Origin of the sequence: Actinomadura sp. SCN-SB (assembly GCF_043906805.1) — a bacterium.
Lineage (GTDB): Bacteria > Actinomycetota > Actinomycetes > Streptosporangiales > Streptosporangiaceae > Spirillospora.
Map to the genome: position 1 here is coordinate 37,030 of NZ_JBIMPP010000036.1, position 21,441 is coordinate 58,470.

The 21,441-nt window shown below is 69.8% G+C and carries 20 protein-coding genes; 11 read left to right on the plus strand and 9 right to left on the minus strand.

Going from position 1 to position 21,441, the window contains the following annotated elements:
- Positions 1-3: 3 nt before the first annotated feature.
- The 9 genes from ACGWYJ_RS22635 to ACGWYJ_RS22675 all read left to right on the plus strand — a co-directional run bounded on the left by ACGWYJ_RS22635 (position 4) and on the right by ACGWYJ_RS22675 (position 9,942).
- Entirely contained in the window at positions 4-1,542 is a 1,539-nt protein-coding gene (locus tag ACGWYJ_RS22635; protein WP_395108247.1) for an ABC transporter substrate-binding protein, read from the plus strand.
- Positions 1,542-2,627, plus strand: coding sequence for an ABC transporter permease (locus tag ACGWYJ_RS22640; RefSeq protein WP_395108248.1), 1,086 nt, complete (start codon positions 1,542-1,544; stop codon positions 2,625-2,627). The genes ACGWYJ_RS22635 and ACGWYJ_RS22640 overlap by 1 nt, the downstream gene beginning before the upstream one ends.
- Complete coding sequence (locus ACGWYJ_RS22645; protein ID WP_395108249.1) at positions 2,624-3,493, plus strand: ABC transporter permease; 870 nt, start codon at positions 2,624-2,626, stop codon at positions 3,491-3,493. Before ACGWYJ_RS22640 ends, ACGWYJ_RS22645 begins: the two co-directional genes overlap by 4 nt.
- Entirely contained in the window at positions 3,477-4,610 is a 1,134-nt protein-coding gene (locus ACGWYJ_RS22650) for a CaiB/BaiF CoA transferase family protein (protein WP_395108250.1), read from the plus strand. The genes ACGWYJ_RS22645 and ACGWYJ_RS22650 overlap by 17 nt, the downstream gene beginning before the upstream one ends.
- Positions 4,607-5,962 (plus strand): CaiB/BaiF CoA transferase family protein, encoded by a 1,356-nt coding sequence (locus tag ACGWYJ_RS22655; protein WP_395108251.1) that lies wholly within the window; start codon positions 4,607-4,609, stop codon positions 5,960-5,962. Before ACGWYJ_RS22650 ends, ACGWYJ_RS22655 begins: the two co-directional genes overlap by 4 nt.
- Positions 5,959-7,194 carry an acyl-CoA dehydrogenase family protein gene (locus tag ACGWYJ_RS22660; RefSeq protein WP_395108252.1) on the plus strand — a complete coding sequence of 412 codons (1,236 nt, stop codon included), beginning with the start codon at positions 5,959-5,961 and terminating at the stop codon, positions 7,192-7,194. Before ACGWYJ_RS22655 ends, ACGWYJ_RS22660 begins: the two co-directional genes overlap by 4 nt.
- Positions 7,191-8,303 (plus strand): acyl-CoA dehydrogenase family protein, encoded by a 1,113-nt coding sequence (locus tag ACGWYJ_RS22665; RefSeq protein ID WP_395108253.1) that lies wholly within the window; start codon positions 7,191-7,193, stop codon positions 8,301-8,303. Before ACGWYJ_RS22660 ends, ACGWYJ_RS22665 begins: the two co-directional genes overlap by 4 nt.
- Positions 8,304-8,346: 43 nt before the next feature.
- Positions 8,347-9,198, plus strand: coding sequence for an enoyl-CoA hydratase/isomerase family protein (locus ACGWYJ_RS22670; protein ID WP_395108254.1), 852 nt, complete (start codon positions 8,347-8,349; stop codon positions 9,196-9,198).
- A gap of 93 nt (positions 9,199-9,291) precedes the next feature.
- Positions 9,292-9,942, plus strand: a complete 651-nt coding sequence (locus ACGWYJ_RS22675) for a TetR/AcrR family transcriptional regulator (RefSeq protein WP_395108255.1) — start codon at positions 9,292-9,294, stop codon at positions 9,940-9,942.
- 94 nt (positions 9,943-10,036) lie between these two features.
- Here the strand turns inward: ACGWYJ_RS22675 and ACGWYJ_RS22680 are convergent, their stop codons facing one another.
- Both ACGWYJ_RS22680 and ACGWYJ_RS22685 read right to left on the minus strand, forming a co-directional pair.
- Positions 10,037-10,930 carry an alpha/beta hydrolase gene (locus ACGWYJ_RS22680; RefSeq protein ID WP_395108256.1) on the minus strand — a complete coding sequence of 298 codons (894 nt, stop codon included), beginning with the start codon at positions 10,928-10,930 and terminating at the stop codon, positions 10,037-10,039.
- On the minus strand, positions 10,927-11,385 hold the full coding sequence (locus ACGWYJ_RS22685; protein WP_395108257.1) for a nuclear transport factor 2 family protein: 459 nt from the start codon (positions 11,383-11,385) through the stop codon (positions 10,927-10,929). Before ACGWYJ_RS22685 ends, ACGWYJ_RS22680 begins: the two co-directional genes overlap by 4 nt.
- A gap of 340 nt (positions 11,386-11,725) precedes the next feature.
- On the opposite strand from ACGWYJ_RS22685, the gene ACGWYJ_RS22690 reads away from it, so the two are divergent.
- A complete protein-coding gene (locus ACGWYJ_RS22690) occupies positions 11,726-13,192 on the plus strand; it encodes a flavin monoamine oxidase family protein (protein WP_395108258.1) in 1,467 nt (488 codons plus the stop codon).
- 11 nt (positions 13,193-13,203) lie between these two features.
- Here the strand turns inward: ACGWYJ_RS22690 and ACGWYJ_RS22695 are convergent, their stop codons facing one another.
- From ACGWYJ_RS22695 to ACGWYJ_RS22720, 6 genes are all read right to left on the minus strand, one after another.
- Positions 13,204-14,160 carry a helix-turn-helix domain-containing protein gene (locus ACGWYJ_RS22695; RefSeq protein ID WP_395108259.1) on the minus strand — a complete coding sequence of 319 codons (957 nt, stop codon included), beginning with the start codon at positions 14,158-14,160 and terminating at the stop codon, positions 13,204-13,206.
- 191 nt (positions 14,161-14,351) lie between these two features.
- Positions 14,352-14,561 carry an aldehyde dehydrogenase family protein gene (locus ACGWYJ_RS22700; protein ID WP_395108260.1) on the minus strand — a complete coding sequence of 70 codons (210 nt, stop codon included), beginning with the start codon at positions 14,559-14,561 and terminating at the stop codon, positions 14,352-14,354.
- An 18-nt stretch (positions 14,562-14,579) separates the two neighbouring features.
- Positions 14,580-14,759, minus strand: a complete 180-nt coding sequence (locus tag ACGWYJ_RS22705) for a hypothetical protein (protein WP_395108261.1) — start codon at positions 14,757-14,759, stop codon at positions 14,580-14,582.
- 77 nt (positions 14,760-14,836) lie between these two features.
- The gene (locus tag ACGWYJ_RS22710; RefSeq protein WP_395108262.1) at positions 14,837-15,949 is read right to left on the minus strand and encodes an NDMA-dependent alcohol dehydrogenase; all 1,113 of its coding nucleotides are present in this window, start codon (positions 15,947-15,949) and stop codon (positions 14,837-14,839) included.
- 210 nt (positions 15,950-16,159) lie between these two features.
- A complete protein-coding gene (locus ACGWYJ_RS22715) occupies positions 16,160-17,908 on the minus strand; it encodes an amidohydrolase (protein ID WP_395108263.1) in 1,749 nt (582 codons plus the stop codon).
- A gap of 279 nt (positions 17,909-18,187) precedes the next feature.
- Entirely contained in the window at positions 18,188-19,204 is a 1,017-nt protein-coding gene (locus ACGWYJ_RS22720) for an IS630 family transposase (protein ID WP_395108264.1), read from the minus strand.
- A gap of 680 nt (positions 19,205-19,884) precedes the next feature.
- Here ACGWYJ_RS22720 and ACGWYJ_RS22725 point away from each other — a divergent pair.
- Entirely contained in the window at positions 19,885-20,322 is a 438-nt protein-coding gene (locus tag ACGWYJ_RS22725) for an ATP-binding protein (protein ID WP_395108265.1), read from the plus strand.
- A gap of 146 nt (positions 20,323-20,468) precedes the next feature.
- On the opposite strand, the gene ACGWYJ_RS22730 is transcribed toward ACGWYJ_RS22725, so the two are convergent.
- Positions 20,469-21,329 carry a hypothetical protein gene (locus ACGWYJ_RS22730; protein ID WP_395108266.1) on the minus strand — a complete coding sequence of 287 codons (861 nt, stop codon included), beginning with the start codon at positions 21,327-21,329 and terminating at the stop codon, positions 20,469-20,471.
- Positions 21,330-21,441 lie beyond the last annotated feature (112 nt).

The window sequence follows — 21,441 nt, forward strand, 5'->3', positions numbered from 1 at the left end:
CAGATGAAGCAGCGACTCCACCGCAGCGGCATCCGCGCCGCAGCCCTCGCCACCGCGCTCGTCTCCGTTCTCGCCGCCTGCGGTTCCGATTCCGGTGTGGAGGGCGAGAAGACGCTGCGAACCCTGCAAAGCCTCAGCCCGAGCCAATTCGACCCCTGTGGGCCGGCCAACGGATCCGAGGTGGCCTACATGGCCGCCATCTATGCTCCGCTCATCCGCACCTCGCCCCGTACGGGCAAGCTGTCCCCCGGCATCGCGACGTCCTGGACCTTCTCCGACGAACAGAAGACCCTGACGTTGAAGCTCAGGACCGGCCTGAAGTTCCAGGACGGCACCGCCGTCGACGCCGCGGCCGTGAAAAAGAGCATCGAGCAGTGCCTCGCCCTGGAGAACCAGCAGATCCCGGGCCTGAAAGCCATTGAGGCGCAGGGCACCGACACGGTCGTCATCAAACTGTCGCAGCCCGGTGGTGGCCTCCCCGAGCTGCTCGGGTCACGCATCGGCATGATCGCCTCCCCGGCCGCGCGCGAGAAGGCGGGCGACAAGTACGGCGCCCAGCCGGTGGGCGCCGGCCCGTACCGGCTGTCGGCGTTCGTGCCCGGTTCCTCGGTGACCCTGGAGAAATGGGACGGCTACCAGCCGGCGGGCCTGCCCGCGGCCAAGGTGGATCGCATCAGCTCGAAGCTGATCAGTGACCCCTCCGCGCAGGTGGCGGCGCTCACCGGCGGCCAGGTCGACTTCGCCTGGCGCCTGGACTACTCGGCGCCTCAGGCACTTGAGGGCACCGGCGTCCACGCCGAGCACAACCTCGGGGTCTCGATGAGCAGCCTCAGCATCGACCGGAGCCAGGGACCGCTGCGTGACCAGCGGATCCGGCAGGCGATCAGCCATGCGATCGACCGCTCCGCGCTCGCCACGGCCAACACCTCCGGACTGAGCAAGGTGGGGGCACAGCAGCCCTACCCGCCTGGTCACCCCTTCCATTTCGCCGACCTGAACGACACCCATGCGTACGACCCCGCCAGGGCCAAGCAGTTGCTGGCCGAGGCCGGGTACCCCAACGGGCTGACCCTGCGAGGCGCCTCCCTGAACTCGCCGGCGTTCGTCAACAACGGTGTGGTCATCGCCGGCCAGCTCGCCAAGGTCGGGATCAAGATCAAGTTCGAGGCCAAGGACATCGGCGAGGCGACCAAGGGCTTCTACGTCGAGCACAAGTACGACCTGATGTCGACGGGCACGAACGCCGGGCCCGACTGGCTGAGCATCTTCCGCCGCGGGCTGACCACGAAGTCCGCCGGCAACGCGGGCAACGTCCCCATTCCGGGCGGCGAGGAGGCCGTGGCGCGGGCGAACGCCGCGCAGGGCGAGGAGGAGCTGAAGGCGGCGCTCAAGAACGCCGTCCAGGTGCTCCAGAAGGAGGTGCCGATGATCCCGCTCTACTACTCGCCCACGGTCACGGGCTGGAGCGACCGCGTCACCGGCGGCCCGGACTCGATCTCGCTCAACGGTGAGGCGGACCTGACCGCGCTCGGGCTGAAGTGATGGCGGTTCCCAAGGACGTCGCCGGGATCCGGACGGAGGCGGCCGGCAAGGTACAGGCGGTGACGACCGGAGCCGCTCCGCGCTCCGGCACCGAGCCGGGGCGCCGCGGCCGGAGGCTCGGGGGCTGGGGAGGTCTCGGCAGGTTCGTCCTGGTGCGGTTGCTGCTCTTCGTGCCCACCGCGGTCGGCGCCGCCCTGTTCACCTTCCTCCTGGTCAAGATCATTCCAGGGGGTCCCGCCTATGCGCGGCTGGGAGAGAACGCGACGCCGGAGTCGGTGGCCCTCATCGAGCGGCAGCTCGGGCTCGACCGTCCACTGCCGGAGCAGTTCCTGAGCTGGCTCGGCAAGGCGCTCACCGGCGACTTCGGGAACTCCTTCCAGACCGGCTATCCGGTGTCGGCGACGATCGCCGAGACCCTGCCGGTGACGCTGGAGCTGACCTTCGTCGCGATTCTGGGCACGTGCCTGGTCGCCATCCCGCTGGGCGTGTACGCGGGCAAGCGCGCGGCACGGTCGTCCGGCCGGCTGGTCCGGAGCGTCTCGGGACTGGGGCTGGCGGTTCCGGACTTCTTCGCCGCCCTCGTCCTGATCACGATCTTCTCGGTGTGGCTCGGCGTGCTGCCGCGCCTGGGGTTCGTGCCGTTCGCGGAGGATCCCGTACGGAACGTCTACCACCTGATCCTGCCGGCGATGCCGATGATCCTCGGCGGCGGCGCCATCGTGATCAGGCAGGTGGGTGCCGCGATGGCGGACGCCATGAGCAGCGACTACGTCCGGACCGCGCGCGCCATGGGGGTGCCCGAGCGCCAGGTCACGTGGCTCTACGCGTTCCGCTCGGTGCTGCCCACGACTTTGAACGTCATCGCGCTGCTCGCACTCGGCCAGCTGGGGTCCACGCTGATCCTCGAGCAGATCTTCGTGCTGCCGGGTCTGGGACGGACCCTGGTCACCGCCATCGGCCAGCTCGACTTCCCGGTCATCCTGGGCGTCGTCCTGGTCTACGTCTTCATCGCCCTGCTGGTGAACCTCGTCGTGGACATCTCCGCCGGCCTGGTCGATCCCGCGATCCGGAAGGGGACGTCATGATCGGCGGAACGGGACGCCTGCGCCGGGTCATGCCGGTGGGCGCATGGATCTCGGTGACCGTGCTGGCGCTGCTCCTCGCCGCGGCGCTGCTCGCCCCATGGATCTCTCCTGATGATCCGCTGGCGCAGGATCTCACCCGCAAGCTGCAGGGACCGAGCGCCGACCATCTGCTCGGCACCGACCGGTTCGGGCGCGATGTGCTGAGCCGACTGATCTGGGGCGGGCGGAACGCCTTCGGCGGCGTGGCGATCTGCATCGGGGTCGCCGTGGCGATCGGCGTGCCCTGGGGGACCATCGCCGGGTTCTGGCCGCGCTACGCGGGCACGGTGCTGATGCGGATCGCGGACACCATGATCGCCTTCCCGCTGCTGGTGCTGGCGATCGCCATCACCGGCTCGCTCGGCGTCGGCCTGGTCACCTCGATGGTCGCCGTCGGGCTGGTCCTGGCGCCCAACACCGCGCAGCTGACGCGGGCGGGCGTGCTCGCGGTGCGCGAGCAGGACTTCGTCGCCAGCGCCCGGATCGCGGGGGTGTGGACACCGATCCTGCTGGTACGCCACGTGCTGCCGACCGCGCTGCGTCCGGTCGTGATCCAGATGACCATCTACACCGGGCTCACCTTCGTCATCCAGGGCGCGCTGGCCTTCCTCGGGCTGGGGCCCCAGCGACCGACGCCGAGCTGGGGGAGCGATCTCAACGACGCCTACTCGCAGATCCTGTCGGCTCCGCTCCTGATCCTCCCGCCGGGACTGCTGCTGGGAGTCGTGGTCCTGTGCGTTTACCGGCTCGGCGACTCCCTGCGCGACCGGATGAGCTCGGATCTGTCGCCGGGTGACAGGAAGGAGAACGATGTCGTCGTCGCCTGACCTCGCCGGCCCGCCCGACCTGCCCGGCCGGCCCGTCTCCGCGTTGGACGGTGTGGTCGTCCTCGACCTCAGCACGTCGGCGGCCGGTCAGTACGCCGGACGGTTGCTCGCCATGAACGGGGCCGATGTCGTGCTCGTCGAGCCACCCGGCGGCACCCCTACCCGGTACCGAGGGCCGTCCGCCGGGGGAGATTCGTTCCTCTTCCGCCACCTCAACCAGGGCAAGCGCTCCATCGTGCTCGACGTCGCTTCTCCGTCCGACCGGGAGCGGCTGCGGGAGCTGATGGGCCGCGCGGACGTCGTCCTGCGCGACCAGGGGTCGATGGCGCCCGAGGGGGCCGGGGAACTGCTGATCGACTGTGTCGTGGGGGACGCCCCCGAGGGCGGCGCCTACAACGGATGGCGATTCTCGGAGATGATCCATCAGGCGCTCGCGGGCGCGATGAAGACCACGGGCGCGTTCGACCGTGAGCCGATCTACGGGCTCGGCGAGCGGGCGTCCTACGCCAACGGGACCACGGCGTACATCTCCGTGGTATCGGCTCTGTACGAGCGCCGCCGTTCCGGTTCCGGGCAGCGCGTCGACGCCACCGTCTTCGAGTCGCTCGCCGCGATGGGACAGAACATCGTGAGCCAGTACAGCTACAACGGCACGGGCGCGACCCGCCAGCGCTACCCCGGCTTCCTCGCGCTGCTGCGGTGCGCCGACGCCTGGATCGTGATCTTCGTCATCCGGAACTGGCCCACCGTGTGCCGGGTCCTCGACTGCGAGCACCTCCTGGACGACGAGCGCTACCGGACCTCGGGGGATCGGCTGCGCCACTGGGAGGAGATCGTCGCCGTCCTGCAGGAACGCGCGGCGACGCGCCGGGCGGACGAGGTCGTCGAGGGCTGCCAGCGGGGCCGGGTCAGCGCGGAGAAGGTGACGAGCCTGCGGGACCTGCTGGAGTCCGAGCAGTGGCGTGTCCGCCGTGTCATGTCACGGGTCTCGGGCCCTGACGGCGAGGAGGCGGCCGTGCGCTCGCTCTTCACCATCGGCGGCGCCGTCTGCGAGGTGCGATCGCCGAGCCCGCGGCTACCGGAACCCTCCGCCCGGCATGAGCGGAGGCCCGCATGACCGGCTCCGCCGATACGGCGCCGGCGACCACCGGCCCGCTCGCCGGCGTCCGGGTGCTGGAGTTCACCACCGCCTGGGCCGGGCCGTTCGCCGGACGCTGCCTGGCCTACCTGGGCGCCCAGGTGATCAAGATCGAGGCGCCCGGGCATCCGGACTCCTGGCGGGGCACCCGCAACGGTGGCGCGCCGGTCTACTACCCCGAGTTCACTCCGGGCGAAGATCCGCAGAACCGCAACGTGCTCTTCAATTCCCAGAACCTCGACAAGCGCTCCCTCGCGCTCGATCTCAAGCGGGACGGGGCCATGGAGGTCATGCACGATCTGGTGCGCCGCTCCGATGTGGTGCTGGCGAATTTCACTCCCGGCGTGCTGGACCGGCTGGGCATCGGGCGGCGCGACCTGGCCGAGGTCAACGACCGCATCATCGTCGTGGAGATGCCCGCGTTCGGGGAGGGAGGACCGTCGTCCTCCCACCAGGGAATGGGCAAGACGATGGAGCCCGCGGCCGGCATGACCTCGCTCATGGGATACCCCGACGGCACACCGGTCCTCACCGGCCCCGCCATCATGGACCCCATCGGAGGACTCAACGCCGTCGCCGCCGTCGTCTCGGCACTGGAACTGCGGGAGCGCACCGGGCACGGCTCGGCGGTGGTCGTTCCCCAGGTCGAGGCCGCGGCCTCCTGGATCGGCGAGTACCTCCTGGAACAGGCCGAGACAGGGACGACGCGGGTCCGTGACGGCAACCATGTGCCCGATGCGGCGCCCCACGCGGCCTACCCGTGCGCGGGCGACGACGAATGGGTCGCCATCGCGGTCTGGGACGACCACCAGTGGCGGGCGCTGTGCACCGTCCTCGGTGCGGACGAACTCGCCGACGATCCCGCGTACCGGAGGCTCACCGACCGGCAGGCCGCCCAGGAACGGCTCGACCACGTCCTGGCCGAGCTCACCCGCCCGCACGACAAGATGACGCTCGCCGCACGCCTCCAGGCCGCGGGCGTTCCGGCGGCGCCGGTTCTCGGCGGCGACGAGATCGCCAGGAGCCCGGCGATGCGCGAGAGCGGGATGCTCGTGGACCTCGACCACGCCGCGGTCGGCCGGCGTACCTACAGCGCGCTCGGTTTCCGGCATTCCCGCACCCCCGGCTCCCACCGGCGCGCCGCCCCGCTCTTCGGCGAGCACAACGACGAGGTCCTGCGCGACCTTCTCGGCTACGACGCCGATCGCATTGCCACACTGCGCCGTACCGGGGTCGTCGCCGACGCTCCCACGGCCGACACCGACACGCCGCGCGTGCCGAGGCACGCCCCCGCTCCTGCCGCGCCCGCACGAGAGGAGACGCGTTCATGAGTGCCCCCGACCCGGACGCCTCACCGATCCCCTATTCCGACGCCGCCCTTGCGTTCCGCGACGAGATCCGGGACTGGCTGAAGCGCAACGCCCCCGATCACCTGCGCGGGGTGCCGGTGCCGCGCGTCCCCACCCCCGAACTCAAGGCACACCTCGACCGGTGGGCCGACACGCTCACCGAGGCCGGGCTCATGTGCGTCGCCTGGCCGGAGGAGTACGGCGGGCGCGGCCTCTCCGGCGTGGAGGTCGCGCTGATGAACGAGGAGTTCGCCCGCGCGGGCGTTCCCCGGCTCACCCGGGGCATGGGGGAGAGCCTCGTGGGTCCCGCCGTCATCGCGCACGCGACCGAGGAGCAGAAGCGGCGGGTGCTGCCGCCGATCATCAGCGGCGAGCACGAGTACTGCCAGGGCTTCTCCGAGCCCGGCGCCGGCTCGGACCTGGCCGGGCTGCGAACCCGCGGCGAGGTCGACGGCACCGATCTGGTGATCAACGGCCAGAAGACCTGGACCTCGGGCTACTACAAGGCGAACTGGATGTTCTGCCTGGTCCGCACCAACACCGACGTGCCCAAGCACAAGGGGATCAGCTACGTCCTGCTTCCGCTCGAGGTCGACGGCAAGCCCAACGGCGTGGAGTTCCGGCCCATCAAGAGGATGACCGGCCAGGCGCTGTTCGGCGAGAGCTTCCTCACGAACGCGCGCACTCCGCTGACCAATGTCATCGGCGGCCTCGACCAGGGGTGGCGCGTGGCGATGACGACACTCGGCAGCGAGCGCGGCGGCAGCGCCACCACGCAGCACGTCGCGTTCGAGCGGCAGTTCTGGCGGCTGGTCGACGAGGTCCGCGAGCGCGGACTCGACGGCGACGTCCGGGTGCGCGAGCAGCTGGCCTGGGCCTGGTCGCAGATCCAGGTCATCAGGGCGACCGGTCTCGGGCTGGTCGCCGACCTCGCCGCGGGACGCTCCGGCCAGGGACTGGCCAACGGCTCCACAAGCAAGATCCGGTGGTCGGAGTTCCAGCGCCGGCTTGCGGAGATCGCGATGGACCTCATCGGGCCGGACGCCCTGGTGACGGGGGTCGGCTACGAGCTCGACGAGTGGCAGGACGAATTCCTTTCCACCCGCTCCCACACGATCTGGGGAGGCACCGCGGAGGTGCAGCGCAACATCATCGGAGAACGGGTCCTCGGCCTGCCCAAGGAGCCCGCGCCCCTGAGGGAGGCCGCGCGATGAGCCTGGCGATCACGCAAGAGCAGGAGTACCTCAGAGACACGACCCGACGCTTCCTGGCCTCCGTGAGCCCCCTGACACGGGTGCGGGAGGTCATGGACACCCCGACCGCCTTCGACGAGGAGCTGTGGCGGCGGATGTGCACCGAGCTGGGTGCGGCCGGGCTGCCCGTACCCGAGGAGTTCGGCGGCGCCGGCCTGGGCTTCCAGGAGGTGTCCTACCTCGCCGAGGAGAGCGGCCGCGCCCTGGCCCCCAGCGCCCTGCTCGCCACCGTCGGCCTCGCCGTCCCTTCCCTCATGGCCGGCACGGACGACGCGCGCGCCGCGCTGCTGCCGAGGATCGCCGACGGCTCGGCCGTCGTCAGCGTGGCCTGGCTGGCTCCCGGCGCCCGGTGGAACTCCACCACCACCGCCGCTCGCGCGACCGGCGGCGAATCCGGGTGGACCGTGTCGGGCGGCTTCTCATACGTACTCGACGGGGCCGCCGCGACCGTCCTGCTGGTGCTGGCGGAAGGACCCGATGGCCCGACGATGCTCGCGGTCGAGACCGGCGCGCCGGGCGTGCGGATCCGGCCGCTGCCCGCCCTCGACCAGACGCGGGGGCTGGCGCAGGTCGACCTTGTGGACGCGCCGGCGACGCTCGTGTCCCCTCCCGGACGTGGCCGCGACGTCCTCTCCACCGCGCTCGCCTACGCCGACGTCGTCCTGGCCTCGGAGATGGTCGGAGGAGCCCAGGCATGCCTGGACATGAGCGTCGCGTACGCCAAGGTGCGGGAGCAGTTCGGCCGTCCGATCGGGTCCTTCCAAGCCGTCAAGCACAAGTGCGCCGAGATCCTCGTTGAGATCGAGGGGGCGCGTGCCATGACCCGTTATGCCGCATGGTGTGCGGACGCCGTGCCACACGAGCTGGAGCAGGCGGCCGCAGTGGCCAAGGCGACCGCCGCCGAAGCCTATTTCCGCGCCGCCGGCGACAACCTCCAGATCCACGGAGGCATCGGCGTCACGTGGGAGCACGACGCCCATCTCTATTTCAAGCGGGCCAAGGCGTCCCTGATGCTGTTCGGCGACGTGAGCGCCTACCGGCGTCGTATCGCCGACCTCATCGGCATCTGATCCCGACCGGCGACGCCAGGCCGCCCCTTCCCCAGGAGGACGCATGAGCAGCACCCCCGAACCCGCCTACGAGTCGATCCTCGTCGATCGTGACGGTCCGGTCGGCACCATCACCCTCAACCGGCCCGATCGGCTCAACAGCTGGGACTGGCTGATGTCGGCCGAGATCGGTCACGCACTGGGACGTTTCGACGCCGACGACGGCATCCGCGCGATCATCCTGACCGGTGCCGGCCGGGCCTTCTGCGCCGGTGCCGGACTGCTTCCGGCGGGCCGCACGTTCGACGGCTCGCTGACCCGCGAGGAGGCCGAGGCCAGGTACCCCGGCCCGCACCGTCCCGCCGACCGCATCCGTACGCCCGTCATCGCGGCTGTCAACGGGCACGCCGTCGGAGCCGGGATGACGATGGCGCTCCGCGCCGACATCATCGTGGTCGCGGAGGAGGCCAAGCTCGGTTTCGTCTTCAACCGGCGAGGCGTGATCCCTGACGCCGACCTGCTGTGGAGCCTGCCCCGCCTCATCGGGTACTCCCGGGCCATGGACCTGCTCCTGACCGGGCGGATCTTCTCCGGGACGGACGCCGCACGACTGGGCATCGCCTCACAGGCGGTGCCCGCCGAATCGGTGCTGGAGACGGCGAAACAGATCGCCGCCGACATCGCCGCAAACGTCGCCCCCGTCTCCGCCGCCATCACTAAACTGGTGGCGCGGCACTTCCTTGAGGAGACCGACCGGAGTGCCGCGCTCGAACTCGAGCGTGAACTCTTCCGGTGGGCGGGCCGGCACGCGGACGCGCCCGAGGGCGTCAACGCCTTCCGGGAGAAGCGCGCCCCCCGGTGGACGCTTTCCAAGACAAAGGACTTCCCCGTCGACCTCTTCGATGACAGCCTTTGACCGGCCCCGCCGCTCGCACCGGCACCAGGGCCCAGCGCGCCGCCGCCCATCATCCGTCGATCACACGATAATGCTTCCAAGGGGTGCTGCGGCATGAGCTCGCGGGAGGCGGACCCGCCCAGACAACGGGCGGCCGACGGAAGGATACTGAGGTCCCGACGGACGAGGGCCGCGATCGTCGACGCCAACATGGCGCTCATGATGGAGGGCAACCTGCGCCCGACCGCGGCCCAGGTCGCCGAGCGCGCAGGTGTCTCCCTCCGTACTCTTTGGAGCCATTTCCCCGACCTCGAAAGCCTCTTCGCCGCCACGGGGGAGAAGACCTTGGAGGTCCAGTACGCCCACCATTCCGTCATTCCGGCCGACCTGCCCCTTGAACACCGGGTGCGCGCTTTCTGCCACCAACGGGCGACGATGCTCGAGTCCATCGCCGGAGCGTCCCGCGCCGCGCAGCTCCGCCTCCCGTTCTCGGAACAGCTGAGACGGAACCGCAGAAGGCACAACGAGCGTCTGCGCACCGACATCGGGCAGACGTTCGCGCCGGAGATCGCGCTGGCCGGGAAGGACGCCGACGAGCTGGTGAGTGCTCTCCTGGTGGCCTGTACCTGGCCGGCGTGGATGGGCAGCCGCGACGACCTCGGCCTGTCGATCGAAGAGGCCACGAGGGTCATGGAGCGTACGGTAATGGCGATCATCCGAGACGTGCCGGGTGCCGTCGAAGGGCGGCCTCGTCCATCCGAATGACGCATGTACCTTGATGCCGGCCTGGCAATTCGCCAGTGGAGCGGCGTTCATCGGGTGCAGCCGTGGTCGATGCACGCCGGGCGTGGCATGTCGGTCATGGCTTCAGGGTGGTCGCGAAGTGGGCTGCGGCGGCGTCGGCGGCCGTGGTGACGGTGGGTTCCTGGTCGTAGAAGTCGAACTGGATGCCGGTCGTCCAGACGAAGTCCTTCGGGCCGTCCAGGGCGGTGTGGAAGCGCCGGGCGCCCTCGGGGATCGCGGCGTCCTCGCTGTGGACCAGGACGACGGGGACGCGGACCCGTGGCGCCAGCGCGATGGAGTCGAACGTCAGCCAGTCACGCCAGCCCATGACCGCGAACCGGTTCGGCCACTGCGGGATGCCGCCGCGTTCGGGGTTGAGGTAGAAGTCCACGTCCATCGGCATCGCGGCGCGCGGGTCGCTGCCGCTGACCACGGGCACGTACTCGACCTCGCCCGTCGCCTCGTACCGCGCGCGGGCCTTGCCGGCGTCCGCCAGCTTGGCGTCCACGCCCTCGGCGCCGCCGTACACGTCCCGGCAGATCTCCGGGTCGTGCAGCCACGGCGCGATCAGCGCGAGGGAGCGGATGCGGGTGTCCTCGACCGCGCCGGCGCTCATGTACATCGCGGCGGCGCACACGCCCAGCGCCCCGAGCCGGTCCGCGTCGACGGCCGCATGACCGGCCAGGAAGCTCACCGCGCTGTGGATGTCGCGGACCTTCGCCTCCGGCCGCTCCCAGTCGCGCGGCTCGCCCTCCGACTCGCCGAAACCGGCGAAGTCGAACGACAGCGCGGCGTACCCGCGGTCGGCCATGCGCTCGGCGTAGCGGTCGGCCATCTGCTCCTTGACACTGGTCCAGGTGCCCGCGACCACGATCCCCGGCACCGGGCCGCCGACCCCGTCCGGCAGGAACAGGTTGCCGGTGAGGGACGCGCCCTCGCTGGTGAACGTCACCTTGTGCCTGGTCGTCATGACCGCGCCTCCTCCATAGTCGTCGTCTCCCGGTCCCCCTGGGACCACTTCGCGGTCATCACCACGCCCGCGATTCTCCACTCGCCGCCCGCCCGGACCAGGTCGAACCGGTAGTCGCCGCCCAGCGTCCACAGCGGGGCGTCGCCGAGCGGGCCGGGATGGCGGTGGGTGGCCTGGAAGGAGGCGGTGCAGACGGCGGTGCCGCCGTCGACCGTCACCAGGTGGTTGGTGATCAGATGCTGGGTCGCCGCGTAGGCGCCGAGCGCGTCCCGCCACCCGGCGACGATGTCGGCCGGGGTGAGCGTGACGGGCTCGCCCCCGTTGAGACTGGTGTAGTCGAGCGTGACCTCGTCGGCGAAGATCGTCGCGAGCTGGTCCCATTCGCGTTGGTCGGCGTGCCACGCCATTCGCGTACAGATCTCGACGATCGACGTCCGGTCCTCGTTGGTGCTCATCAGTTCCCTATGGTCGATGCGTCCGACTTCACTCCGGACGTGGCCAATCCTGCGCCGCGGACTTTCGGCCCGTCCAATAGCCGTTGTAATAACCCGCAGTTATGGAGGTGCATTCGCGGTTCCGCGTCGGGGAACCGCGACTTCATCCGCGCCGCTGATCGGCTCGGTCTGTCGCAACCCGCGCTGAGCATGCAGGTCAGGCGGACAGGGGACGTGCTGCGTGACCCAGGCGCGGGCCGTACTCGCCGATCGGCGGTAAGGGGACAGGGGTTGACGGTGCTCCAGTTTGGAGTAGCGTCCGGGATGGTCCAGTCTGGAGTAGATCGGGCGGGTGGTCTCGATGGGGTACGGGGTCGATCGGCGGGGGTTCCTGGGGACGCTCGGGGCGGCCGGGGTGGTGTCACTGGCGCCGCAGGCCGCCGCCGCGGGTGGAAGGCGTGGACGGGTGGTCGTGCTCGGTGCCGGGCTGGCCGGGCTGGGGGCCGCGTACAGCCTGATGAAGCGCGGGTACGAGGTGACGGTGCTTGAGGCGCAGGGGCGTCCGGGCGGGCGGGTGCAGACCGAGCGTGATGCGTTCCGGTACGGCGGGCATGCCGAGATGGGGGCCGTGCGGATCTTCGACACGCACGAGTACACGCTCAGGTACGTCCAGGAGTTCGGGCTTGAGCTGACGCCCTACGACACCGGCGTACGGGCGTTCTACCTGCGTGGGAAGCGGTTCCTGGCCCCTGAGCCTGGGCGGCCGTGGCCTGTGCCGGGGTTCCATCCCAGCGAGCAGCCCGATCCTTCGGCGCTTCTCCCGGAGTACGTGCTGTCGGGGATGGCCATGCTCGGGGACATCTCGGATCCGGGCTGGCCCGGCTCGGTGCCGTCGGCCCGTGAGCTCGACCGGGTGACGGTCGACGAGTACCTGGCCGGGCGGGGTGCCTCGAAGACCTGGCGCGACTGGTTCTACGCGCAGAACGGACGGGTCGCCCGTGCCAATGCGGCGGCCGGTCTGGCGGTGGAGTCGCTACCGGCCGGGGACAGGGTTTCCAGCATCCGGGGCGGCAATGACCGGCTTCCCTACGCGCTCGCCGCCGCGCTGGGACGTCGCGTGAAGTACCGCAGTGAGGTCGTGCGGATCGCTCAGGACGCCCGTGGCGTGACGGTGGGCTTCAGGGATCGCAGTGGCCTGCATGAGCTGCGGGCGGATCGGTGCGTGTGCGCGCTGCCTTTCGCGCCGCTGCGCCGGGTGCGGCTGGACGCCGGGTTCTCGCACGACAAGATGGCCGCGATCCGTGAATTGCAGTACATGGCCGCCGCCCGGTGCCATTTCCAGACCCGCCGCCGGTTCTGGCACAAGGATCCCCTGGGGAGGCTGGGCGGCCTCGACCTCGTGGCGACCGACACGATGGCGGGACGCGTGTGGAACACCAGTTCCCAGCAGCGCAACTCGACCACGGGGATGCTGCACGCCTACATGTTCGACACCGAGGCGATCGAGTTCGCCTCCCACGGGCGGCGGCGCGTCACGGAGATGGGGAGGCTTTTCCGCAGGCTCGTGCCCGGTATCGACGGGCAGGTCATCGGTGTCGCTCACAAGGCGTGGCAGGAGGACCCGTGGGCGGGCGGCGGCTGGGGGTCCCCGCAACCCGGTGAGCTGCGATGGATGCGGCCCGCCATGCGCCGTCCCGAGGGCCGGGTGCACTTCGCGGGCGAGCACACCGCCACGCTGTGGGTCGCCTGGATGAACGGTGCGCTGGAGTCCGCCGAACGTGTCGTCGGGGAGATCCTCCAGGCGGACGCGCGGGTGGCGGTTCCGTGACTCGCGGCGCCCTAGCCCGAGGGGACGGTGGTGTGGTTCCCCAGGGCGTGGCGGCGGATGTCGGCGGCGGTCAGACCGAACTCGGCCTTGAGCGCGCGGCTGACGTGGGTGGCGTCCAGGACGCCCCAGCGGGCGGCGATCGTGGAGACGGTCTGGTCGGCCAGCGCCGGGTTGGCCAGGTCGCGGCGGATGCGTTCGAGGCGGTGCCGCCGGATCCAGGCCGACAGGGTCACCTCCCGGGGTTGCAGGACCTTGTGCAGGTAACGGACGGAGATCCGGTGCGCGCGGGCGACCGCCTCCACGGACAGCTCGGGGTCGGACAGGTGCGCCAGGCAGTACGCCAGGACGCGGTCGGCGAGCCCGTCCGGCTCGGCGGGCGGCAGGACGTGGGTGAGCTGGGCGATCACGAGCGAGACCAGCGCGTCGGCCAGGTAGTGCCCGGCGCTGCCGTTGGACGGGCCCGGCACCTCGGTGAGGTCGCGCAGGAATCCGCTGATGGCGGCGTGCAGCCGGGTGTCGGTCGGGGCGGCGACGGCGGTGTGCCGGGACACCAGGTTGGCGTGCGCGCCCAGCGACGTGGCCGGGACGCCGACGATCACGCTTTCGCTGGGGGTCAGGCAGCGCAGCTCGTAGGGGCGGACGGTCTCGTACCCGACCATGTCGCCCGGTTTCAGCAGGGACCGCCGGCCGTCCTGCTCGACGGCGAGACGGCCCGCGTCCAGGAAGATCAGCTTGACCAGCTCGCGGTCGGTGGACCGGATGAGCCCGGGATCCCTGAGGATCGTGCACGGGCCGCTGCGGACCCGGGCGATGAAGACGTCGCCGATCCGGGTGCCGCGGCACGCGGCGGTGAAGGGGCGGTCTCCCTCGGGCTTGATGCGCATCGGGGCGCAGACGTCCGACAGCGCGTGCTCGAGTTCGCCGACGTCGTCGACCTCGCGGTCCACGAGGTCAGGGGTGACCGTCACCTTGTCACAGCCTCTCCACGGTGGCGCGGGACGCTCGCCGGCCGGAGGCCGGGCGCACGTGACCGGCCCGCCGGCACCTCAACTGTGGCAGGATCGTAAACCGGCGTAAAGCAAGGTCACCCGGGAACTTTCACAGCACGGAAACCCGGGGCCGGTCCGGTGGCCCGGCCCCGCTTCCCGTACGGGTGTCCCTAGAGCTTGGTCCAGATGCTCTTCACTTCGGTGTACGCCTCGATGGCCTCCCAGCCCATCTCGGGTCCCATGCCGGACGCCGTCATCCCGCCCCACGGCGCCGCCGGGTCGAAAATCGGGAAGGTGTTGATGTGGACGCTTCCAACCCGGATCCGGCGGGCGAGCCGGTTGGCCTCGGAGATGTCCCGCGACCAGAGGGAGGCGGTCACGCCGGTGATCTTGGCAGGTCAGCCAGCCGCAGCATCAGCCTGGCGCGCCGCGGGCAGCATGCCCGCCCGTTCCGCCGGCGCGAAGGCGCGGGCGGCCACCTCGACCGCCTCGCCCGCGTCGGCCTCCGTGGCCTCCGGTACCTCGTCGATCACCTTCCCGGTCGCGTCGGGAACGTGGTGCCGCGCCCGGCCGTCCACGTCCCGTCGATCAGCATGCCCTGAGGCATGTACCGCCCGTCCTTCCGCCGTCCCGCGGGACGGCCGGTGAGACGACGTCAGTGTTCGTGGACCAGGACGCCGCGGATGTTCTTGCCGTCCTGGAGGTCCTGGTAGCCCTGGTTGATCTGGTCGAGGCCGTAGCGCTGGGTGATCAGCTCGTCCAGCCTGATCTGGCCGGCCTGGTAGAGGTCCAGCATCCGGACGATGTCGTACTGCGGGTTGGACGACCCGAACAGGGCGCCCTTGACCGATTTCTCGAACAGCGTCAGCAGCCCGCTGGGAAGCTGGATGTTCAGCAGGCCCGGGTTGGCCAGACCGGTGATCACGACGGTGCCGCCCTTGCCGACCGTCTCGAACGCGGCGGTGACGACCGCGCTGTCCACCGTGCCGACGGTGATCAGCGCCTGGTCGGCGCCCTGGCCGCGGGTCATCTCCACGACCGCCTCCTGTGCCTCCGCCGCGTCGGCGAACGCGTGCGTGGCGCCCATCTTCATGGCGGTGTCCCGCTTGAACGCCACCGGGTCGACGACGACCACGTTCTTCGCCCCGGCGTGCACGGCGCCCTGGACGGAGTTGATGCCGACCCCGCCGATGCCGTAGATCACCACGGTGTCGCCCGGCCGCACCCCGCCCGCGTACACGGCGGTGCCCCAGCCGGTGGGCACGCCGCAGCCGGTCAGCACCGCCACCTCCAGCGGGATGGTCGGGTCGATCTTGACGACGGAGTCCTGGGAGATGGTCCCGTACTGGGAGAACGTGCCGAGCATGCACATGCCGCCGACGTCCTCGCCGTCCAGGCGCATCCGGAACGTCTGGTCGGGCATGCAGCCGACGGCGATGCCGGCGCCCAGGTCGCACAGGCTCTGCCGGCCGGTGGAGCAGTAGCGGCAGTGCCCGCAGCTCGGGATGAAGCTGCACACCACATGGTCGCCGGGCGCCACCTTGGTCACGCCCGGACCGACCTCCTCGACGACTCCGGCGCCCTCGTGCCCGCCCACCATCGGGAAGCGCGGCTCGATGTCGCCGTCGATGAGGTGCAGGTCCGAGTGGCACAGCCCGGCGGTCACATAGCGGATGAGGATCTCACCCTCCTTGGGACCGTCCAGGTCCAGCTCCACGATCTCGAACGGCTGGTGCGCCGCGGTGAGTATCGCCGCTTTCGTCTTCACCGTGTACCCCTCCTCGGGCGCGCCTCGCGGGGTGGACGCGTTACCGCAGACGTTAGGCGGCCGACGCGGCTTCGGGGTCGCCACATAGTGCACCCCCGCTCGCCATTTCGTGCACGTCACCGCTGACGCGCGACCCGGCTCGCGCGGAGAAAGCCGTCCCCCGCGACCACTTCTCGCGAAGGGCCGCGGGGGACGGTGGGACGCGAAGGGTTATTCCAGCGGGGGCAGATTGGACGGGGGAAGCGCGGGGCCGAGGTCGGGCGCGGTCTCGGTGGAGACGATCCGGCGCGGCGGCCACTTGACGCCCTTCGGCGGCCATTTCTGGCCCGTCCGCTCAAGGAACCACTTCGGCGGCTCGTACAGCGGGAGCTCGTAGTCGTCGGGGAGCATGCTCGTCCACGTGATGTTCTTCGTGCGCCGCTCGAACTCGTCCTTCATCTCGGCGATGACCTTGGGCTGGGTGAGCAGGTCCACGGTCGTGCCGGCGAGGTACCTGGCGGCCATCAGCATCCCGACGTGACCGGAGTGGTGCGCCCCGGTCGCGGTGTGGTGCCACGAGTGGTTCTTGGTGCCGCGGGGCTGGTGCGCCGCGCCCATCTGGATGGTGGGGACCTGCCAGCTGATGTCGGCGACGTCGGTGGAGCCGCCGCCCATGAACACCGGCGCGGGCGGGGTGAGCGGGCTGATCGTCTCGGAGAACCCCGATTCCTCGGTCCCGTTGGAGCGTTGCAGCGCCTTCCCGAAGTTCTGGTCGGCCGCCGAGAACTTCGGGGGGCCGATCTGCGTCATGTTGGCGTGCATCAGTTCGGCGCCGCGCTTGTTGCCGAGCTGGTTCCACGTGCCGGCCATGATGCGGTGCTCCATGCGGGTGCCCGTGGCCAGCGCCGCGGCCTCCGCGCACTTGACGAGCCGGTCCATGAGGATCTTGGCGCGGGCCGGGCTGCCCTCGCGGGCGTAGTACCAGATGGACGACAGGGTCGGGAAGACGTTGGGCGCCTGCCCGGTCTGCCGGATCGCGTAGTGCATCCGGGACGTGTGCGCCTGGTAGCTCTCCCGCAGGTACTCGGTGAGCGTGGCCATCGCCGTCACGGCGTCCTGGGTGGAGCGCGTCGCCAGGGGCGAGCCGCCGTGCCCGTCGGTGCCCAGGAAGTGGAAGGCGATGCTGTACATGGCGTTGCTGGAACCCCAGCCGGTGCCGTTGTTGCTGCTGGGATGCCAGTCCACGAACGCGTCCAGGCCCTTGTAGACCCCGGCCTTCACCGCCACGGTCTTGCCGACCAGTTGTTCCTCGGCGGTGGAGCCGAAGAACTTGAGCGTGCCGGAGATGTTGCGGGCCTTCATCGCCACGGAGACCGCGACGGCCGCGGCCGCCGCGGCGGCGCCGAGCGCGTTGTGCCCGCAGCCGTGCCCGAAACCGTACGTGGGGGCGTACGGGTCATGGTGGTAGGCGAGCGGGGAATGCTTGGGGTTGCCTTTCTCCTGCGAAAGTCCCGGCAGCGCGTCGTACTCGCCGCTGAACCCGATCACGGGTTTTCCGGTGCCGTTGCTGAACGTGGCGACGAAGGCGGTCGGCATGCCGCCGGCGCCCCATGTGATCGTGAACCCGTTGGCCGCGAGGAACTGCGCCTCGGCCCACGAGGAGTTCCATTCCGCGAGCGAGGGCTCGGCGAATTCCCAGATCCTGTCGTTCAGCCCGATGATGGCGTTGGAGCGGCGGTCGATCCATGACAGGGCCGCGTCCTTGGCCTGCGAGTCGAGGGCCAGGCCGGTGGGGGGAGCGTAGTCGGCGGGGTCGGCGGGCGTCGTCTTGGGGTCGAGCGCGAGGTCGGAGGCCGCGGCCATGGCGGGGTCGGCCGTCAGGATCGGGGTGACGGCCGCGGCGGTGCCCGCGACGCCGAGCAGGCCGAGCATGTCGCGCCGGCTCATTCCGGACGAGTCGAGATGGTCGGTTTCACACAAAGGGCCACTCTCCTTACGGGAATGATCGACCGCGCCGCGGGCGCGGCGAACCGAGGCCGCGTGCCGGAACGCCCCGGGAGAAGGGCATGTGGGCATGCGGGCCCAAGGGAGCAAGGGGTGGGATGACCGGGAGTCGCGGTCGCGCGGCGCCGTCGCCGGCGCCCGGACCGATGGCCTGGGTTTCGTCGTCCTGGCGGCCGGAAAGGGAGGTCCTTTTCCCTGCCCCGGCGTTGATCTAAGAAGATCTCGGGTTTCCAGACTTGAACTGTGGCTTTCTGGTCAGCTGGTGATGTAGGCCAGGCGCGGGTCGGTGAAGAAGGACAGGACGAGCCGAGGGAGTTTCTGGAGACGGTGGAGCGCCGCGGTGACGAAGAGACGGAGTTCGTCGTGGCTTTGGACGGCCTGGCGGCCGACGCGGTCGTTCTTCACGTTCTTCCAGACCCATTCGTCGGGGTTGAGCTCGGGAGAGTACGGCGGCAGATAGAACAGTTCGAGGCGGTCGGTGCGCTCGACGAACCGCTTGGTCATCTTCGAGGTGTGGATGCGTCCGCCGTCCACGATCAGGAACACCTTCTTGTCCGCGGGGGTGTCGTCGAGCAGACGGCGGCAGAAGGTGATGAACTCCTCCGATTTCAGGCCCTGATCATGGACCATGAATCGCAACTTCCCCTTCGGCGACACCGCGGAGATCATCATCACCGACGTGCGCTTGCCCGTCTTCTCCACCACCGGGGTCTGGCCGACCGGCGCCCAGGTCGTGCCGGCGTGGAAGTCGGTCCGGACGGACGCCTCATCTGCGAAGAAGATCTCCGCGCCCTCCACGGCCGCCCGGCGGCAAATCTGCGGATAGGTCTGGGTCTTCCACGTGCGAACCCTCTCCGGGTCCTGCTCATACGCGCGATACAGCGGCTTTTGCGGCGACATGCCGAGCGCTTTCAGCACCCGGCCGACGGTCGCGACCGACACCCGGATCTTGAAACGCTGAAAGATCAACTGGCCGACCATCGCCCGCGTCCACAACGCGAACCCGAAACTCAACTGCCGTGGATCGGCACCCACCAGCAGCGCGTACAACTCCCGCAACTGCGCGTCATTCAGCTTGCCGTCCGGGCCGCGCGTCTTCTTCGTCCGCAAGGACTCCGGACCGATCAACCGATAGTTCCGCCACCACCCCAGCAACGTCGACCGATCGACATCCACCACCGCCGCGACCTTGTCCACCGGCACCTTCTGCTCAAGCATCCGAACCGCCGTCAGACGCTCCTCGTAGGTCGACCTACGCCCCTTCCTCGCCACAAAACGATCATCCCACCCAAACGATCACCAAGGTGGAGAAACCCAAGATCTCCTTAGATCATCTTCGTCGCGCTCAGTCTCCGCCCGGACGGGCTCCGGATCATGGGCGACGTCTGCCAAAAAGAGCGCGGCCGTCTTTGCGTTGATCAACGGTTTGAGAATCCGGCCTTCGGGACGGCGGGGGCGCGGGTGTATCCGAGTGGCGATTCGTGGCCGGAGGGATCAGCGGGCGCGGCGGCCTTCCGGGCGCGACAAGGGCCTACGAGTCCCATCCCGCCGACGAGTTCGTTCCCCCGACGAGTCGGCGGCTCAACCGACGGGCCGGGTTGACCTATCGCGGCGAGGCGGCGTCGGCGGATGTAGGGACTGCTCATCGGGACCTCCCGGGATCGGGCGGGTAGAGGGAAGGGGCGCCGACGTGGGGGATCGGCATGTCCACTCTGTGTTATCACCGGTGACCTGAGCGTGTCCTGAATGGTCGGGGCGTTCGAACCGGTTCGGCCGATTCGAACGTCGTCATCGTCAACGTGCGCTGGTGAACGTGAAGAAGTTGGACGTCCGCCTGCACGGCGTGGCAATCGACCGGAAGGAGCGCCGAAGCCGCGATCGAGCGGACTGGTACGTCGGCGCTCATCAGGATGGAACCGTCCGATGAGGTTCCGTCTCGTTCGAGGTGGTCGATGTCGCTCGCACTTCCCGTCCAAGCCGAGCCCGAAGCGCCGATGTACTGGCGGCGGCGCTTCCGTGGCGAGATCGATCAGGCGCGTGTGGTCCGCGCGTTCGCCCGGCATCTGCCGGCCGGCTTCGCCGCGCTGGATGACGTGCTGCTCGTCCTGAACGAGCTGATGGTCAACGCCGTCCGGCACACCCGTTCGGGTGAGGACGGCGGCCATTTCATCGTGGAGATCAGCCAGAATGCTCGCGTGGTCCTCGTATCCGTCACCGACGAGGGCGGCTCCTCCATCCCGGCTGCGTGCCCTGCACACGGAGCCGGGGGCGATGACCTGTGGGAGTCCGGCCGCGGCCTGCTCACCGTGGAGGCCCTGACCGCCTGCTGGTCATGGACGGGTGACGCGACCGGCCGCACCGTGCACGCCAGCTTCCCGGCCCACAGGTGAGGCCGGAGCTCTCACCCGTATCAGCGGTGCTCCCGGACGAATGCATCCCGACCCCCTGACCGCCACCACCATCCTCGCCGCGGCCCTGGCCGCCAGGACCTTCCGCTGGACCTGACCCCGGCGACCAGGACCCCCGAGGACGGGCATCAGTCAAAAAGCTCGTCGATCTGGTCGATCGTGATGGCGCGTGTCATCCAGTGTTCGAGTTGTTTGAGGTCGTTGCAGTTGTTGATGCGCTGCCGGGCCGTTTCGGAGATGGCGATGTTGCGGGTCTTGAGGATCAGGCGGAGCGCCTTGGCGGCTTCCTCGACCTCGCCTTCGGTGCGTCCTTCAGCGCGTCCCTCGGCGCGGCCGATCGCCTGGTGTTCGAGGGCGAAGTCGGACTGCCACTGGTATTCGTCGATCTTCACGATCTCCTCCAGGAGCTTCTGAGCCGCCGACGAGAGCTGCGACTTAGCGTAATCATGGTACAGCTTGCCGTTCTCGCGATCGAGGACCTCCAGCGCCTCGCAGTAGGCGCGGAGGACCTCTTCCCCTTGGCGGGTGTCGGCGTGGGCGGGTGTGGTGAGTACTGCGAGTTCGGGGTAGCGGCGAGCCTCCTCCGGGTCGGTGACGGGGGGCAGGTCGGCTGGGCATACGGCCACCGGGTACACCACGGAGCCGGGCGGGCCCAGCCGGATCGGGGTCCGGAACTTTTCGGCGGCGGCCTTGTTGATGCAGAGCACCAGGAGCGCCACGTCGCACTGGAGGCGGTGACGGAACGTGGCGACGTAGGCGGGCCAGCTGAACTGTTTGCGCGGGTCGGGCTGCTGTTGCTGTTCGGTGATGATTCCGAGGACCGCCTTCCCGTTCCGCTTCGCCACGACGGCTCCGTCGCAGTTCAGTTGGGCCGGGTGGAGGGTGGTGAGGTTCTCCGAACCGGTGAGCACCTGGTCGTGGGCGGGGATGTCGACGCCGTCGACGGCCCGCAATATGTCGACCGCGAGGCGGGGGCGCTGTCTGATCATATGCAGCGGCACCTCGTGTTTGTAAGAGGGCATGGCAGAGAAGGTAATGGCTATCCAACGGTCGCGCAGGGCTTTTTCGGAAATGACTGGTATCAAGGGTTGCTTCTGCGGT

Excerpts from the sequence above, each read along its gene's own strand:
- ACGWYJ_RS22635 (WP_395108247.1), top strand. The coding sequence starts at position 4 with ATGAAGCAGCGACTCCACCGCAGCGGCATCCGCGCCGCAGCCCTCGCC.
- ACGWYJ_RS22640 (WP_395108248.1), top strand. The coding sequence starts at position 1,542 with ATGGCGGTTCCCAAGGACGTCGCCGGGATCCGGACGGAGGCGGCCGGC.
- ACGWYJ_RS22645 (WP_395108249.1), top strand. The coding sequence starts at position 2,624 with ATGATCGGCGGAACGGGACGCCTGCGCCGGGTCATGCCGGTGGGCGCA.
- ACGWYJ_RS22650 (WP_395108250.1), top strand. The coding sequence starts at position 3,477 with ATGTCGTCGTCGCCTGACCTCGCCGGCCCGCCCGACCTGCCCGGCCGG.
- ACGWYJ_RS22655 (WP_395108251.1), top strand. The coding sequence starts at position 4,607 with ATGACCGGCTCCGCCGATACGGCGCCGGCGACCACCGGCCCGCTCGCC.
- ACGWYJ_RS22660 (WP_395108252.1), top strand. The coding sequence starts at position 5,959 with ATGAGTGCCCCCGACCCGGACGCCTCACCGATCCCCTATTCCGACGCC.
- ACGWYJ_RS22665 (WP_395108253.1), top strand. The coding sequence starts at position 7,191 with ATGAGCCTGGCGATCACGCAAGAGCAGGAGTACCTCAGAGACACGACC.
- ACGWYJ_RS22670 (WP_395108254.1), top strand. The coding sequence starts at position 8,347 with ATGAGCAGCACCCCCGAACCCGCCTACGAGTCGATCCTCGTCGATCGT.
- ACGWYJ_RS22675 (WP_395108255.1), top strand. The coding sequence starts at position 9,292 with ATGAGCTCGCGGGAGGCGGACCCGCCCAGACAACGGGCGGCCGACGGA.
- ACGWYJ_RS22680 (WP_395108256.1), bottom strand. The coding sequence starts at position 10,930 with ATGACGACCAGGCACAAGGTGACGTTCACCAGCGAGGGCGCGTCCCTC.
- ACGWYJ_RS22685 (WP_395108257.1), bottom strand. The coding sequence starts at position 11,385 with ATGAGCACCAACGAGGACCGGACGTCGATCGTCGAGATCTGTACGCGA.
- ACGWYJ_RS22690 (WP_395108258.1), top strand. The coding sequence starts at position 11,726 with ATGGGGTACGGGGTCGATCGGCGGGGGTTCCTGGGGACGCTCGGGGCG.
- ACGWYJ_RS22725 (WP_395108265.1), top strand. The coding sequence starts at position 19,885 with ATGTCGCTCGCACTTCCCGTCCAAGCCGAGCCCGAAGCGCCGATGTAC.
- ACGWYJ_RS22730 (WP_395108266.1), bottom strand. The coding sequence starts at position 21,329 with ATGATCAGACAGCGCCCCCGCCTCGCGGTCGACATATTGCGGGCCGTC.